A 14,529-nucleotide genomic window follows, 5' to 3' on the forward strand; every position below is an offset into this window, starting at 1 on the left:
CGGATTGGTTTGCTGACACTCCGCTATCGGGAGCAAGCCCCCTCCCACAGTGGATCTCCACTGTTTGTACAAATACCTTATGACTGGAAATCGACCATGAAAAAAACACTGCTCTCCCACCCAGTCAAAGCACTGGCCCTGGCCTTCGGGTTGTTCAGCTCGGCCGTATTCGCCGCCGATGCACCGTTGAAAATCGGCACCACCGCCGCCTTCGCGATTCCCCTCGAAGCCGCAGTCGCCGAAGCCGGCAAGCAAGGCCTTAAGGTCGAGTTGGTGGAGTTCACCGACTGGATCGCCCCCAATGTCAGCCTGGCCGCCGGCGATATTGACGTGAATTACTTCCAGCACATCCCGTTCCTGGAAAACGCCAAGGCCGCCGCCGGTTTTGACCTGGTGCCGTACGCGCCGGGCATCATCAACAACGTCGGCCTGTACTCGAAAAAGTACAAAAGCATCAACGACCTGCCCCAGGGCGCCAGCGTGGCGATTGCCAACGACCCGATCAACAGCGGTCGCGGCCTGCAACTGCTGGCCAAGGCCGGCTTGATCACCCTCAAGCCGGGCGTGGGCTACAAGGCTACCGAAGAAGACATCGTCACCAACCCGAAAAACATCAAGATCCTGCAAGTCGAGGCCGTGCAACTGGTGCGCGCCTATGACGATGCCGACCTGGTGCAGGGCTACCCGGCCTACATCCGCCTGTCCAAGACCTTCGATGCCGAGTCGGCGCTGCTGTTCGACGGCCTCGACCACCCGGAATACGTGATCCAGTTCGTGATCCAGCCAAAAAGCAAAACCGACCCGCGCGTGATCAAGTTCGTCGACATCTACCAGCACTCGCCGGTGGTGCGTGCCGCCCTGGATAAATCCCTCGGCAAGCTCTACCAAGTCGGTTGGGAAGATAAAAAATGACCGCCGCCCACGCTCGACTGCGCGACCTGGGCTCACCGCCCAGGGACGCCGAACAGACAGAACTGCATCCGGACCTGAACCGCGCGCACGTGCGCTTTATCAACCTGGGCAAGACCTACGACGGCGGCGTGCATGCCTTGCAAGGCATCGACCTGGCGATCCAGCACGGTGAAGTGTTCGGTATTATCGGCCGCAGCGGCGCCGGCAAATCCTCGCTGATCCGCACCATCAACCGCCTGGAACAACCCAGCAGCGGGCGCGTGCTGATCGATCAGGTGGACATCGGCGACTTCGACGAAGACCACCTGGTGGCGCTGCGTCGGCGTATCGGCATGATCTTCCAGCACTTCAACCTGATGTCGGCCAAGACCGTGTGGCAGAACGTCGAGTTGCCGCTGAAAGTCGCCGGCGTGCCCAAGCCCCAGCGTGAGCAAAAGGTGCGTGAGCTGCTGGAATTGGTCGGCTTGCAGGACAAGCACAAGGCCTACCCGGCGCAGCTGTCCGGCGGGCAGAAACAGCGCGTGGGCATCGCCCGTTCGCTGGTGCACGACCCACAGATCCTGCTGTGCGACGAAGCCACCTCGGCCCTCGACCCGGAGACCACCCAATCGATCCTCGGCCTGTTGCGCGAGATCAACCGACGCCTGGGCCTGACCATCGTCTTGATCACCCATGAGATGGCGGTGATCCGCGACATCTGCGACCGCGTGGTGGTGCTGGAACACGGGCGCATCGTCGAGCAAGGCACGGTGTGGCAAGTGTTCGGCAACCCGCAGCACGAGGTCAGCCAGACCCTGCTGGCGCCGCTGCAACATGGGCTGCCTGAAGAACTGCAAAGCCGTTTGCACACCCAGCCTGAATCACCGGACGCCGCCGTGGTGCTGCGCTTGCAGTTCACCGGCAGTGCCAGCGATGAACCGGACCTGGCCGCGCTGTTCAGCGCCCTCGGCGGGCGGGTGCGTCTGCTGCAGGGCGGTGTCGAGCGGATTCAGGGGCATGCCTTGGGGCAACTGCTGCTGGCGGTGAATGGCTCGCCCCATGGCACCGAAGAACTGCGCAACCGCGCTGCGAACTGGGCACAACAGGTGGAGGTGCTGGGCTATGTGGTTTGATCGTTTGGTGCAAGGCGCCATCGACACCTTGTTGATGGTCGGCGTGTCATCGTTGATCGCCTTGCTGGTGGGCATTCCGCTGGCGGTGTTTCTGGTGACCAGCGACAAAGGCGGCATCTACCAGGCGCCGGCGCTGAATCGGGTGCTGGGGGCGTTCGTCAATCTGTTCCGCTCGATTCCGTTCCTGATCCTGATGGTGGCGCTGATCCCGTTCACGCGGCTGATCGTCGGCACCACCTATGGGGTGTGGGCGGCGGTCGTCCCGCTGACCATCGCCGCCACGCCTTTTTTTGCGCGGATCGCCGAAGTGAGTCTGCGCGAGGTCGACCACGGCCTGATCGAAGCTGCCCAGGCCATGGGTTGCCGACGCTGGCACATCATCTGGCATGTGCTGCTGCCCGAAGCGCTGCCAGGGATTGTCGGCGGGTTCACCATCACCCTGGTGACCATGATCAACTCGTCGGCCATGGCCGGGGCGATCGGGGCCGGTGGCTTGGGCGACATTGCCTATCGCTATGGCTACCAGCGCTTTGATACGCAGATCATGCTCACGGTGATTGTGCTGCTGGTGATCCTGGTGGCGGTGATTCAACTCGGCGGCGATCGCCTGGCGCGAGTGCTGAACAAGAGGTGAGGTATAGTCGGGCCATCTCAGCGCCCGGTATTCATCACCATGCCCCTCAAGCCCGACGACCTCGACCAGATCACGTCCACCACCCTCGGCCACTACAACAAGGTGGCCGAGGATTTCCGTGAAGGCACCCGCGATCACGATGTGAGCCAGAACATCGACGCGCTGCTGCGCCATATCCAGGGCTCGGCGCCCTTTACCGTGCTGGATTTCGGCTGCGGGCCGGGGCGGGATTTGCAGACCTTTACGCGCCTGGGGCATATCGCCGTCGGCCTGGATGGTTCCGAGCGGTTTGCGCAGATGGCGCGCGAAGACAGCGGCTGTGAGGTGTTGCAGCAGGACTTCCTCAAGCTGGATTTACCCGCCGAACGCTTTGACGGGATCTTTGCCAATGCAGTGCTGTTTCATATCCCCAAGCAGGAACTGCCCCGTGTGCTCAAGCAACTGCATGGGGCGTTGAAGCCCGGCGGTGTGCTGTTCAGCTCCAATCCACGGGGTGAGAACCAGGAAGGCTGGAATGGGCCGCGGTATGGTTCTTATCACGACTTGAAGGCGTGGCAGGCATTGCTGACGACGGCGGGGTTTGAAGAGTTGGAGCACTACTACCGGCCGGCGGGATTGCCTCGGGATCAGCAGCCTTGGTTGGCCAGCGTTTGGCGCAAGGTTTAAGTCTGGGCAAGCCCACTCCCACATTTGGAATGCATTCCCCTGTGGGAGGGGGCTTGCTCCCGATGACGGACTGATACACACCACTACTGCACCTGATACACCACCGATTTCTCATCCACCACCGCTGTCACACTCCTCGCCGCAAACCCCTCTCTCGACCCCGTGGAAAAATTCGCCACCAACCGCGTGCCATCGGCAAACGTGGTTTCCTGCACCTGCCGATCCGCCGTCAGCCAGCGAAACCCGGTCATCGCCTGGGTGGCCAGGCGCTCATGCAACGGTCGGAAAAATCGATCCTGGCGCTGGATCAGCGGCAGCCGCGCCTTGAGCGTCGCAGCACTCAGGTGATACAGCGGCGGCACGTTGTAGAGCAGTTGGGTCAGCTCATTTTCAGCCCGTACATTGCTCAGCTTGAGGCTGTCGAACAGCCAGTGATGGGTGGTGATCACCGAGCCATGGAACACCGCCTGATACAGCGGCAGGCGCAGCGTCGGGTCGAAGTAGAGGGTGCGAAACGGCTCGTTCAGCGGCACCGACTTGAAGAACACCGCCGGTTGCTCCGGCGGGTACCAGTTGCCCACGTAGTAGGGCGACTGTTTGTCCTGGGTCATGTCGCGATCCCCCCAGCCCAGCACCGGGGTTTGCATGCCATGGGCGAACAGGATGCCCTGGGCGGTGATGGCGTTACCGTCTTCGGAGCCGGTCGGCAATTGCAGCGTGGTGTTCAGCCAACGGGCTGCATCGATATTGCCTTCGGCGTTTTGCGCCTGGGTCATCGGTGCACTGTCGCGGTAACTGTCGAACAGCATGCTGGTGGCGTACGCATCAAGAAACCAGGCGTTGAAGCCGGCAACGGCCTGCACGGCTTTCACCCGCGCCTCCAACAGAGGTCGCACACAGCGCGGGTCGGTGTAGTGGCCGGACTGCTGGAAGCCGGTCTTGGGTGTGCCGTCCCTCAACACGATGGCGCAGTCGCGGTAAGCCTGGCTGCCCAGGTGGGCGGTGGTCCAGTCGGGGTTTTCGGTGGCGGACAACGCGGTTTGGTAGGAGTCGTAGGGCGCCATCAGGTAGCCGGCGTCGACACCGGCGCGGATGGTCTCGGGGTGCCAGAGGCCGCCTTCCCAGCCTTCGCCCAGGGTCAGCATCAAGCGTGGCAGCCCGGCGTCGCGCAGCGTCTGTACCACCTGGCTGCCCCAGGTGCCGGGGCTATCGCGCAGGGCACCGGCAAAGTCCACGGCCAATTCGCGACGCAACTCGCCGTAGCGCGCGGCAAGACGGCTCATATCGGGCTCGTCCACCTGCCAACTCTGCCGGGCCTTCCTATTGATCGCGGCATTGAGGCCGCGTAACAGCACGCTTTGCTCGTAGCGATTCAAGGCGCGGGGCTGCGCCAGCAGCGCTGCGGAGTCCTTGTCCAACAGGCCTCTGAGTTCATGAGCGCGCAAGCGCTGGAGCAACAACGGCCAATCACGCACATCCTCCGGCGCCAGCAGGTCATTGCCCCACAGGTAGACATGGCTGGCGCCCAGCAGCTTTTCAGCCCCAGGGGTTTGCCGCAGCTTGTCTGCCAGGGGTTCATAGCGCCCCTGCTCGACCAGCCATCGGCGATAGCGCTTGGCCCCGGCCAGCGGATCGCTTTCGCCCAGGTGCAACAGCAGGGTCATGGGGGCGGCAGGCCCGAGCGAGGTGAACTCATGGGCCAGCGACAACGCCTGGCCCCGCCAGCGCAGGCGGTTGTTATAGGGATTGGTCAGCAGCCAGTTGAGGGTGAAGGCGCCGTGATCGACGCCCCACAGCGGCAGGCTGAGGTCCTGGGTGGTGTTGATGTCACCTTGCGCCACCAGGAAAGCGTTCCACATGGCATTGCCGGCCGGCACGTAATGCCCTTCGGCCAACGGCCACATCAACCCTCGGCCCATGGCGCTCGGCGGTTGCAGAAGAATCGGCAGCTCACCGGCTTCCCGCGCCGTGATCGACAGCACCAGGTCGCGCTGCTCAAGGCTGGCAGTCACGCGATAGGCACCGTCATCCCATTGCCAACTGGCCTGTTGCGCGTTTTGTGCAGGTTGACTGACAGCACGCGCCGCTACACCGTTGGAGGCCTGCACCTGCGGCTGGCCACTGGGTGTCACACGGATGGCGAGGGTGGCCGGATCGAGTTCGACTCGCCACAACGGGTTTTCCAATACGGTGCCGGCAAAGGCCAGGGGCGACAGGAACAAGCAGCAGATCAGCGAGGTAAGACGCAGACGGTTCATGGCAGGCGACCGTTGAGAGGTGGAGGTCGAAGGGTAAAGCACTCAACGGTTGGCCAGGGCAACAGGCGTCACTTCCGGAAATTTCCCACGTCTCAAATGCCCAGCTGAGATCAATTGTGGGAGGGGCGGTGCGACGATTCGACTTGCTCCCTCCCACATTTTTAACCGTGTTGTTCCTGCTTTGGTTCGCGGATCTTGTACCAGGCCACATACAGCGCCGGCAAAAACAGCAGCGTCAGCAAGGTAGCGATGATGATCCCGCCAATCATCGCGTAGGCCATCGGCCCCCAGAACACTTCGCGGGCAATCGGGATCATGCCCAGGCTCGCCGCAGCCGCCGTGAGCAGGATCGGCCGGCGCCGATGCTCGGTGGCTTCCACTACCGCGTCCCACGGCGTGTAGCCGGCCACTTCATATTCGTGGATCTGCGTCACCAGGATCACCGAGTTGCGGATGATGATGCCGATCAGCGCCAGGATGCCGAGGATCGCCACAAAGCCCATGGGCGTGCCCGTGGGGATCAGCGCCAGCACCACGCCGATCAGCCCCAGCGGCGCGACACTGGCCACCAGGAACATCTTCTGCACGCTGTGCAGCTGGATCATCAGGAACGTCGCCATCAGGAACAGCATCAACGGCACCACGCTGGCAATCGGGCCCTGGGCCTTGCCGCTTTCTTCCACGGTGCCGCCCGTCGCAACCTTGTAGCCCACCGGCAGGCCGGCGCTGAACCTGTCGATCTCCGGCTTGAGCTGCTTGACCAGATCGGTCGGCTGCATCTCATCGCGCACCGAGGCCTTGATGGTGATGGTCGGCTTGCGGTCGCGACGCCACACCAGCGGCTGCTCCAGCTCATACCGCACAGTGGCGAAGGCCAGCAGCGGAATCGAGGTGCCGTTGGGGGTGACGATCTGCAGGTTCTGCAAGGTTTCCGGCGTGCCACGTTCGGCGTCTTCGGCACGGCCGACCACGCTGATCAGGTAGATATCGTCGTGCACCTGGGTTACCGAAGCACCACTGACCACGCTGTTCATCAGTTGCGCCACGTCTTCGGAGGACAGCCCGAGCTGGCGCGCCTTGTCCTGGGCAATGTCGATGCGCAGCACTTTGCCCGGCTCGTTCCAGTCGTAGATGATCTCGCCCAGGTGGGTGTTTTTATCCAGCAGGGTCGCCAGTTCGATGGCGTGTTTGCGCACCTGGTCGGTGTCTTTGCCAGACACGCGGTACTGGATCGGACGCCCCACCGGCGGGCCCATTTCCAGCGGCTGCACGAAACTGCCGATGCCTACGAAGTCGTCGCGCAGGCGCTTTTGCAGGCGCGCAATCAGGGCACCGCGCTCTTCCAGGCCTTTGCTGACGATCACCAGTTGCGCGTAGTAGGGGTTTTCCAGTTGCTGGTCGAGGGGCAGGTAGAAACGGATCGCGCCCTGGCCGATATAAGTGCTCCAGCGTGCAATGTCCGGGTCGTCCTTGATGATCGCTTCGAGGCGGTCGACGGCCTTGCGCGTCTCGTTGATCGAGGCGTTTTGCGGCAGGTTGAGGTCGACGAGGATTTCCGGGCGGTCCGACGACGGGAAGAACTGGTTCTGCACAAACTGCATGGAGAACACCGACGCCACGAACAGGCCCACGGTGATGCCGATCGCCCACCAACGGTTGCGCATGGCCCACAGCATGCCGCCATTGAACGCGCGGCCGATGCGCCCCGGCTCGGCGTCGTGGGGTTTCACCTTGGCACTGAGGATATGCACGCCGATCACCGGCGCAAACAGCACCGCCACCACCCACGACACCAGCATCGCTACGGCAATCACCGCGAACAGGGTAAAGGTGTACTCGCCTGCCGAACTGGCGTTGAGGCCAATCGGCACGAAGCCGGCGACGGTCACCAACGTACCGGTGAGCATCGGAAATGCCGTGGAGGTGTAGGCGTAGGTCGCCGCCTGCTCCTTGGTTTCGCCTTTTTCCAGGCGCGTGATCATCATCTCCACGGTGATCATCGCATCGTCCACCAACAGGCCGAGGGCGATGATCAACGCCCCCAGCGACACACGCTGCATGGTGATGCCGCTGTATTCCATGAACACGAATACCAGCGCCAGCACCAGTGGAATCGAGCACGCCACCACCAGCCCGGCGCGCATGCCCAGGCTGATAAAGCTCACCACCAGCACGATAATCACCGCTTCGAACAGCGCGCTGGTAAAGCCGCCGACGGCCTCTTCCACCACTTCGGCCTGGTCGGAGACCTTATGCACACCGACGCCCACCGGCAGGTCGGCGGTCAGCTCGTCCATCCGCGTGTGCAGCGCCTTACCGAACGACTGGATATTGCCGCCCTTCTGCATGGCGATGGCCAGGCCAATCGCCGGCTTGCCGTTGAAGCGGAACATCGGCCGCGCCGGGTCGACGTAGCCACGGCTGATCTCGGCGATATCCGCCAGGCGATAGAAGCGGTCATTGAGGCGCAGGTTGACGTTGGCCAGGTCTTTCTCCGAGGCGAACTGCCCCGAGGTACGCACCGAGATGCGCTCCGGACCGGCCTCGATCACGCCGGCGGGGGTCACCGCGTTCTGCGATTGCAGGCTTTGCACCACCTGGCGCTGGTCGATGCCCAGGGCCGCCAGTTTGCGCGTGGAGAAGTTCAGGTAAATCACTTCGTCCTGCTGGCCGATCATCTCGACCTTGCCCAGCCCCGGTACCGAACGGATCTCGGCGCGCACCTGCTCCACGTAGTCGCGCAACTGGCGCATCGACAGGCCGTCGCCGGTAAAGGCATACACCGAGCCGAACACATCACCGAATTCGTCGTTGAACGACGGCCCCTGCAAGCCCTGGGGGAAGGTGCCGCGAATGTCGTCGATCTTCTTGCGGACCTGGTACCAGATCTCCGGGATGGCCTTGGCGCTGGTGGTGTCCTTGAGGAACACGAACACCGTCGATTCACCCGGCCGGGTGTAGCTTTTCACGTAGTCGAGGGCGTCGAGTTCCTCGAGCTTCTTCTCGATGCGGTCGGTGACCTGCTTGAGGGTTTCTTCCTGGGTCGCGCCCGGCCAGCGGGTCTGGATGACCATGGTCTTGATGGTGAACGAGGGGTCCTCTTCACGGCCCAGGTTCATGTACGAGAACACGCCCATCAGCAGCGCGACGAACATCAGGTACCAGACAAAGGACTGATGCTTGAGGGCCCAGTCGGATAAGTTGAAGCTGCCTTTCATCGCGGGCTGTCCTCGTCGATTTTGACTTTCTGCCCGGGCTTCAGGCTGTTCACGCCGGCGGTAACGATACGCTCGCCGGGTTTGACGCCGCCGTTGAGCAAGGCGCTGTCAGCATCACGACTCAGCACCGTGATGTCGCGCGGTTGCACGGTCTGGCTTTGGGTATCGAGGATCCAGATGCGGGTCTTGCCGTCGACTTCCTGCAAGGCGCTCAGGGGCAACTCGATGCGTGGGGCGATGGCCGAACTCAAGGTCACGCTGATCGCCGTGCCAAGGCGGAACGCGGGCGGCGTTTCGGCCAGGGTCAGGCGCGCGCGACGGGTGCGCGTGGCGCTTTGGGCCTGGGGTTCGATCTCGCGCACGGTGGCGGTGGTGTGGACGCTGGGGTCGAGTTGGCCGGCGACGAGGAATACCACATCCGCTGGCAGGCGCTCGGCGAGGCCGGCGGGCAGGTCGATCACCGCCTCCTTGATGTCCGGGCGCGCCAGGGTCACCACTTGCTGACCGGCGCTGACCACCTGGCCGGCCTCGGCATTCCAGGCGGTGACGATGCCGGCGTGGTCGGTGCGCAGCTCGGCGTAGTTGAGCTGGTCCCTGGCCTGGTTGACCGAAGCCTGGGCCTGGTCGAGGGAGGCCTGGGTGGTTTTCAGGTCGGTCTGGGCCACGTCCAGTTGGGCCTGGGCGCCGACGCCACGGTTGAACAGCTCCTGCTGGCGGCGGGCATTGGCCTGGGCGTTGATGAACTGCGCCTGCACCCGCGCCAAATCGCCTTGGGCGGCGCGCAACTGGTTCTGTTGGTCGGTAGGGTCGAGCACCGCGAGCAAGGCGCCCTTGTCCACTTCGGCGCCCACATCCACGGCACGCCGGGCGATGCGACCGGGGACGCGGAAGCCCAGATTGCTTTCATAGCGCGCCTGGATGGCGCCGGCGAAACGGCCGAGGGTTTCCTGGTCCTCGGACTTCACTTCCATGGACAGCACCGGGCGCAAGGGCTCGGGCGCCGGTTCTTCCTTTGAACAGGCCATCAGCAACAGGCTGGCGGCAAGTACAACCGTCAGGCGCTTCATGGCTGGGCTCCTGGCTGGGCGATCTCGACCAGCATGCCGGGGTGCAGCAATTGCCCACCGGCCACCACGACTTTTTCGCCGCCCTTGAGGCCGTCGCCAACAATCACTTTGCCTGTGAGGTAACGCGCCACCGTGACCTTGTGCAGTTGCGCCTTGCCCTCGCCGTCCACCAGCCATACGGCGGGCTCGCTGAGGTCTTTGGTCAACGCCGACCACGGCAGCTCGATACTCGCCTTGGCCGGGCCATTGGCGGTGGCGCTGACCACCGAACCAAGCCGCATGCCTTCGGGTAACGATTGCAGGGCGATCTTCACTTGCACCGTGCCGGTATTGGCGGCCACGGCAGGCGTGACTTCACGCACTTTACCCACGGCCTTGATGCTCGGGTTATCCAGCAGGCTGACGGTGATCGGCGCATCCGGCGGCGGCTCAACCAGCAGTGACTCATAGACGTTGAACACCGCGTCGCGCTCGCCATCGCTGGCCAGGCTGAAAATCGGCACGGTGGCCTGCACCACCTGACCGACTTCGGCCTGGCGCGCGGTGATCACCCCCGGCGCATCCGCGATCAGCGCGGTATAGCCGAGTTGTTCACGGGCGTTGGCCAACTGCGCCTGCGCGGCGGCCAGGGCACTTTGGCTGCTGCGCAGCGCGGCCTGGGCGGAATCGTATTCGCTGCGGCTGGTATAGCCCTTGGGCAGGAGCTTTTCCTGGCGCACAAACGCAGCGGCGGTTTGCTTGACCCGCGCCTGCTCGGCCACGACCTGGGCCTGGGCGGAATCGACGTTGGTCTGCAAATCCTTGGGATCGAGCCTGGCCAGCACCTGTCTGGCTTTGACGCGATCGCCTACATCCACCATGCGCTGGATGATCTTGCCGCCGACGCGGAAGGACAAATCGGTTTGCACGCGGGCCTGGATATCTCCGGTCAGCGTGACGGCCGCGGCGAAATCGGCGGGTTGTACGGTTTGAACAAAGACCCGCGAATGGGCCTTGGGCTCAGCTTTTTCCTGGCCACACGCGCTCAGCAACACCACTAAACCCAGACCGACGATACAGATGGAAATACGACCGCCCATGCAGACTCCTTGTGCGCGATGCGATGTGCCAGTGTGTATGCGACTGTGAGCTTAGTTCAGGGTTCCTTATCTGCATGGGGCTCCCGCACCCCGAGGCTTCGCAGGCCGGCCAGACCTGTGAGTTCTAACAGTAGACGGCCGCCGCCAACCCTCGTAAATATTGGCTCCCGTCTTGCTGCGCGGACATTCCCACGCGCTGCCGTGCAAGCACCTCACTTACCCGTACTGAGGTAGACCCAATGAGCAGCCAAAAGACAAAAAAACTTCCGTCCCTGCAAATCAATGAGGCCAAACCACCGACTCCCCCCTCAGACTACTGGTTACTGTCCTTGAGGGATGTGCCCCCCGAGGGAGCAACCGCCGTCATTCAGCCTACCGACATAGGCACAAGCAATGATCGCCTGCAGATTTACATCGATGGCGAAGTCGTGGTGGACAAAGAGTTCAACAATCAGCCGCCGCGGGAGATTCAGGCATTCATTCCCAGGGATGCATTGCTGAAGAACATAGGCCAGCGGCAAATCCACTACATGATCCGAATCGGCCAGGGAAATGGCGAGATGGGCGACTCCGAAAAATTCCACATCACCCATTGAACAGGGGCCTGGATTATTGACGATCGTTCCCACGGAGTGGGAACGATCAGCTAGGAATCAGCCCTGCCACTTCCCGCCTTCGACAATCACACTCTCAGGCTTGGTGTCATCGCTCAGCTCCTTGCGCACATATTGGTCATACAGCTTGAGCAGGAATTTCTCCTCACCCAGCTTCGCCAACTCGGCATTCACCCAGTCGCGCAGTTCGATATTGCCCTTCTTCACCGCCGGGGCAATCGGCGCTTCGTCACCGAGTTTCTCCTCCAGTACGCGGTAGCCCGGGTTCTGCTTGGCCCAGCTGAACAGCACCAGGTTGTCTTGCGCATAGGCATCGCCACGCCCGGCCGACAGCGCTTGCAGCGACTCGGAGTTTTTCTCGAACTTCAGCAGTTTCCAGTCCGGGTGGTTCTTGGTCAGCCAGATATCGGCAGTGGTGCCGGTGGTAACGATGGTGGTGCGGGTGGCCAGGTCATCCAGGCTTTTCACCGCGCTGTCCTGGGGCACCAACGCCTGCACCGCGACTTTCAGGTTGGGGTTGGTGAAGTCCACCGCCTCCTTGCGCTCGGGGGTCACGGTCATGTTGGCGAGGATCAGGTCGACCTTGTCGCTTTGCAGGAACGGAATACGGCTGGCCGGCTCGACGGCGACGAATTCGACCTTGTTCTCATCGCCCAACAGGTCCTTGGCGAATTGACGACCGATGTCGGTATCGAAGCCGACGTAGCGCCCGGCTTCGTTGACAAAGCCAAACGGTGGCTTGTCGGTGAATACGCCGACGATCAGCTTGTCCCGCGCCTTGATCTTGTCGAGGTAGCTCACGGCGGCAGCAGGTTTAGCAGGCTCTTCGGCCTTTTTATCGCAGCCGGCCAGTAGGGCGACAGCCAACAGTGGCAGCAGTAACTTTTTCATAGCAGCTCCAGTTCCTGGGTTTTCTTGGGCAGTGTTGAGACAAAGGAGAATTTCTCCAGGAACTGCTGCGCGCGTGCGGTTTGCGGGTTCGTAAAGAATTCTTCGGGGGTGTTGTGTTCGAGGATGCGACCGGCCTCCATAAACACCACGCGGTCGGCGACGGCGCGGGCGAAGGCCATTTCGTGGGTGACGATCAGCAGGGTCATGCCATCGCGGGCCAGGCCCTGGATCACCTCCAGCACTTCCTTGACCATCTCCGGGTCGAGGGCGGCGGTGACTTCGTCAAACAGCATGACCTGAGGGTTCATGCACAGCGAGCGGACGATGGCGATGCGTTGCTGCTGGCCGCCGGAGAGCTGGCGCGGGAAGGCGTCGCGCTTGTCCGCCAGGCCGACGCGCGCCAGCAGTTTCTCGGCCTGCTCGCGGGCTTCGCGCGGCTCGCGCTTTTGCACTTTCAGCGGGCCGAGCAGGATGTTGTCGAGCACACTCATGTGCGGGAACAGGTGGTAGCTCTGGAACACCATGCCTACGTCCTGGCGCACCTGGCGCCAGTCGGTGGTTTTATCCAACAACTCCTTGCCGGCAAACCGCAGGCTGCCGCTATGGGCCACTTCCAGGCCGTTGAGGCAGCGCAGCAAGGTGCTTTTGCCGCAGCCGCTGGGGCCGAGGATCACCACCACTTCGCCGCTTTGCACACTCAGGTCGATGCCCTTGAGCACCTGCTGGTCGCCGAAGAATTTGTTGAAACCCTGGAACTCGATCAATGCGCTCATGCTTGGGCCCAGCGCCGTTCCAGCACCTTGGAGGCGGCCGACAACGGGTAGCAGATAAAGAAGAAAAACAGGAACAGCGCGCCGTAGATCAACACCGACTCATAGGTGCGCTCGATGATTTGCTGGCCGACCTTGATCACGTCCACCACACCGATCAGCACCGCCAGGGAACTGGTCTTGATGATGCGCGTGTAGACGTTGATGGTCGGCGGCGTCATGCGCTTGAGGGCCTGGGGCAGCAACACGTAGCCGTACAACTGCGGGTCGGACAAGCCAATCGACAGGCCGGCTTCGCGCTGGCCGCGGGGCAGCGAATGCAACGCGCCGCGTACCACTTCGCCCACTTCGCTGGCGCCCCACAGCGACAACACCAGCACCGCGCACCAGAAGCTGGGGATGCTCAGGCCAAAGAAGATCGGCAGGCCAAAGAACAGCAGGTACAACCACACCAGCACCGGAATCGCCCGGAACAGCTCCAGGTAAGCCCGCAGCACCGCGTTGACCAGCCTGTTGTTCAAGGTGCGCAGCACGCCATACAACACGCCGCCGACCGTACTGAAGGCGATGCTCAACAACGAAATCGACAGGGTCTGCGCAGCGCCCTTGCCCAGTTGCGGCAACGACACCCACAACAACTCAAGACCCGAACTGGCCATGCTGGAGCCTCCTTTCCAGGCGGCTGAGCAGCAACGACAGCGGCAAGAACAGCAGCACGCAAATCAGCGTCAGCACGGCGAGCATTTCGTAGGTTTTGTAGTAGAGGGCGATGTAGCTCTTGGTGGTGTAGAGAATCTCCGGCACCGCCACGGCAGAGACCACGGTGGTCTCCTTGAGCAGGAAGATGAAGTTGGCGAACAACGCCGGCAGGCTGAGGATGCCGGCCTGGGGCAGGATCACATGGCGCAGCAGTTGCCAGTCCGACAGGCCGATGGATTTGCCCGACTCGATCTGCGCCAGCGGCACCGCTTCCACACCGGCGCGCAGTACTTCGGTGAGGTAGGCACCGCCGAGGAACGTCATGGTGATGATCGCCGCCCAGAACCCGGAGATATTCAAACCCATCGCCGGCAAGGCGAAGTACACGAAGAACAGCTGGATCAGCAGCGGTGTATTGCGCGCCAGTTCCACATAGAGCGCCACCAGGCGCGACAGGTACGGCGTGCGAAACACCAGCAGTGCGGCGTTGATCAGCGCCACCAGCAACGAGGTGGCAATGGCGATCAGGCCCACTTGCAGCGTGACGCCCACGGCTTTCAGAAACGCCGGCAGGGTGCTGAGGATAAAAGCGAAATCGAAGGTCATTGT

At 62.6% G+C, this 14,529-nt stretch carries 13 protein-coding genes; 5 read left to right on the forward strand and 8 right to left on the reverse strand.

What is annotated here, in order from left to right; genetic code table 11:
* The first annotated feature begins 96 nt into the window (after positions 1–96).
* From BFP99_RS25715 to BFP99_RS25730, 4 genes are read left to right on the forward strand one after another with little or no spacing between them, the layout of a single operon-like run.
* On the forward strand, positions 97–912 hold the full coding sequence (locus BFP99_RS25715; RefSeq protein WP_065925831.1) for a MetQ/NlpA family ABC transporter substrate-binding protein: 816 nt from the start codon (positions 97–99) through the stop codon (positions 910–912).
* The gene (locus tag BFP99_RS25720; protein ID WP_065948525.1) at positions 909–2,024 is read left to right on the forward strand and encodes a methionine ABC transporter ATP-binding protein; all 1,116 of its coding nucleotides are present in this window, start codon (positions 909–911) and stop codon (positions 2,022–2,024) included. Before BFP99_RS25715 ends, BFP99_RS25720 begins: the two co-directional genes overlap by 4 nt.
* Complete coding sequence (locus BFP99_RS25725) at positions 2,014–2,658, forward strand: methionine ABC transporter permease (protein WP_016974994.1); 645 nt, start codon at positions 2,014–2,016, stop codon at positions 2,656–2,658. Before BFP99_RS25720 ends, BFP99_RS25725 begins: the two co-directional genes overlap by 11 nt.
* A gap of 39 nt (positions 2,659–2,697) precedes the next feature.
* Entirely contained in the window at positions 2,698–3,324 is a 627-nt protein-coding gene (locus BFP99_RS25730) for a class I SAM-dependent methyltransferase (protein WP_065925833.1), read from the forward strand.
* Positions 3,325–3,407: 83 nt separating this feature from the next.
* Here the strand turns inward: BFP99_RS25730 and BFP99_RS25735 are convergent, their stop codons facing one another.
* The 4 genes from BFP99_RS25735 to BFP99_RS25750 form a co-directional block, all read right to left on the reverse strand.
* A complete protein-coding gene (locus BFP99_RS25735; protein WP_065948526.1) occupies positions 3,408–5,582 on the reverse strand; it encodes a glycoside hydrolase in 2,175 nt (724 codons plus the stop codon).
* Positions 5,583–5,743: 161 nt separating this feature from the next.
* Complete coding sequence (locus BFP99_RS25740; protein WP_065925835.1) at positions 5,744–8,800, reverse strand: efflux RND transporter permease subunit; 3,057 nt, start codon at positions 8,798–8,800, stop codon at positions 5,744–5,746.
* The gene (locus tag BFP99_RS25745; RefSeq protein WP_065925836.1) at positions 8,797–9,867 is read right to left on the reverse strand and encodes an efflux RND transporter periplasmic adaptor subunit; all 1,071 of its coding nucleotides are present in this window, start codon (positions 9,865–9,867) and stop codon (positions 8,797–8,799) included. Before BFP99_RS25745 ends, BFP99_RS25740 begins: the two co-directional genes overlap by 4 nt.
* Positions 9,864–10,946: an efflux RND transporter periplasmic adaptor subunit gene (locus BFP99_RS25750; protein ID WP_065948527.1), complete on the reverse strand. Its 1,083-nt coding sequence runs from the start codon at positions 10,944–10,946 to the stop codon at positions 9,864–9,866. Before BFP99_RS25750 ends, BFP99_RS25745 begins: the two co-directional genes overlap by 4 nt.
* A gap of 239 nt (positions 10,947–11,185) precedes the next feature.
* Here BFP99_RS25750 and BFP99_RS25755 point away from each other — a divergent pair, with 239 nt between their 5' ends.
* Entirely contained in the window at positions 11,186–11,542 is a 357-nt protein-coding gene (locus BFP99_RS25755) for a hypothetical protein (protein WP_065925838.1), read from the forward strand.
* Between the two features lie 57 nt (positions 11,543–11,599).
* Here BFP99_RS25755 and BFP99_RS25760 read toward each other — a convergent pair whose 3' ends face one another.
* The 4 genes from BFP99_RS25760 to BFP99_RS25775 are packed head-to-tail and all read right to left on the reverse strand — an operon-like array spanning position 11,600 to position 14,526.
* Entirely contained in the window at positions 11,600–12,451 is an 852-nt protein-coding gene (locus BFP99_RS25760) for a transporter substrate-binding domain-containing protein (RefSeq protein WP_065925839.1), read from the reverse strand.
* Positions 12,448–13,224, reverse strand: coding sequence for an amino acid ABC transporter ATP-binding protein (locus BFP99_RS25765; protein ID WP_065925840.1), 777 nt, complete (start codon positions 13,222–13,224; stop codon positions 12,448–12,450). Before BFP99_RS25765 ends, BFP99_RS25760 begins: the two co-directional genes overlap by 4 nt.
* The gene (locus BFP99_RS25770) at positions 13,221–13,880 is read right to left on the reverse strand and encodes an amino acid ABC transporter permease (RefSeq protein WP_065948528.1); all 660 of its coding nucleotides are present in this window, start codon (positions 13,878–13,880) and stop codon (positions 13,221–13,223) included. The genes BFP99_RS25765 and BFP99_RS25770 overlap by 4 nt, the downstream gene beginning before the upstream one ends.
* Positions 13,861–14,526, reverse strand: coding sequence for an amino acid ABC transporter permease (locus BFP99_RS25775; protein ID WP_065925841.1), 666 nt, complete (start codon positions 14,524–14,526; stop codon positions 13,861–13,863). Before BFP99_RS25775 ends, BFP99_RS25770 begins: the two co-directional genes overlap by 20 nt.
* Positions 14,527–14,529: the final 3 nt, after the last annotated feature.

The sequence above is a fragment of the Pseudomonas sp. 1 R 17 genome, assembly GCF_900067035.1.
GTDB classification, from domain to species: Bacteria; Pseudomonadota; Gammaproteobacteria; order Pseudomonadales; family Pseudomonadaceae; genus Aquipseudomonas; species Aquipseudomonas marginalis.

Excerpts from the sequence above, each read along its gene's own strand:
- BFP99_RS25715 (WP_065925831.1), top strand. The coding sequence starts at position 97 with ATGAAAAAAACACTGCTCTCCCACCCAGTCAAAGCACTGGCCCTGGCC.
- BFP99_RS25720 (WP_065948525.1), top strand. The coding sequence starts at position 909 with ATGACCGCCGCCCACGCTCGACTGCGCGACCTGGGCTCACCGCCCAGG.
- BFP99_RS25725 (WP_016974994.1), top strand. The coding sequence starts at position 2,014 with ATGTGGTTTGATCGTTTGGTGCAAGGCGCCATCGACACCTTGTTGATG.
- BFP99_RS25730 (WP_065925833.1), top strand. The coding sequence starts at position 2,698 with ATGCCCCTCAAGCCCGACGACCTCGACCAGATCACGTCCACCACCCTC.
- BFP99_RS25735 (WP_065948526.1), bottom strand. The coding sequence starts at position 5,582 with ATGAACCGTCTGCGTCTTACCTCGCTGATCTGCTGCTTGTTCCTGTCG.
- BFP99_RS25740 (WP_065925835.1), bottom strand. The coding sequence starts at position 8,800 with ATGAAAGGCAGCTTCAACTTATCCGACTGGGCCCTCAAGCATCAGTCC.
- BFP99_RS25745 (WP_065925836.1), bottom strand. The coding sequence starts at position 9,867 with ATGAAGCGCCTGACGGTTGTACTTGCCGCCAGCCTGTTGCTGATGGCC.
- BFP99_RS25750 (WP_065948527.1), bottom strand. The coding sequence starts at position 10,946 with ATGGGCGGTCGTATTTCCATCTGTATCGTCGGTCTGGGTTTAGTGGTG.
- BFP99_RS25755 (WP_065925838.1), top strand. The coding sequence starts at position 11,186 with ATGAGCAGCCAAAAGACAAAAAAACTTCCGTCCCTGCAAATCAATGAG.
- BFP99_RS25760 (WP_065925839.1), bottom strand. The coding sequence starts at position 12,451 with ATGAAAAAGTTACTGCTGCCACTGTTGGCTGTCGCCCTACTGGCCGGC.
- BFP99_RS25765 (WP_065925840.1), bottom strand. The coding sequence starts at position 13,224 with ATGAGCGCATTGATCGAGTTCCAGGGTTTCAACAAATTCTTCGGCGAC.
- BFP99_RS25770 (WP_065948528.1), bottom strand. The coding sequence starts at position 13,880 with ATGGCCAGTTCGGGTCTTGAGTTGTTGTGGGTGTCGTTGCCGCAACTG.
- BFP99_RS25775 (WP_065925841.1), bottom strand. The coding sequence starts at position 14,526 with ATGACCTTCGATTTCGCTTTTATCCTCAGCACCCTGCCGGCGTTTCTG.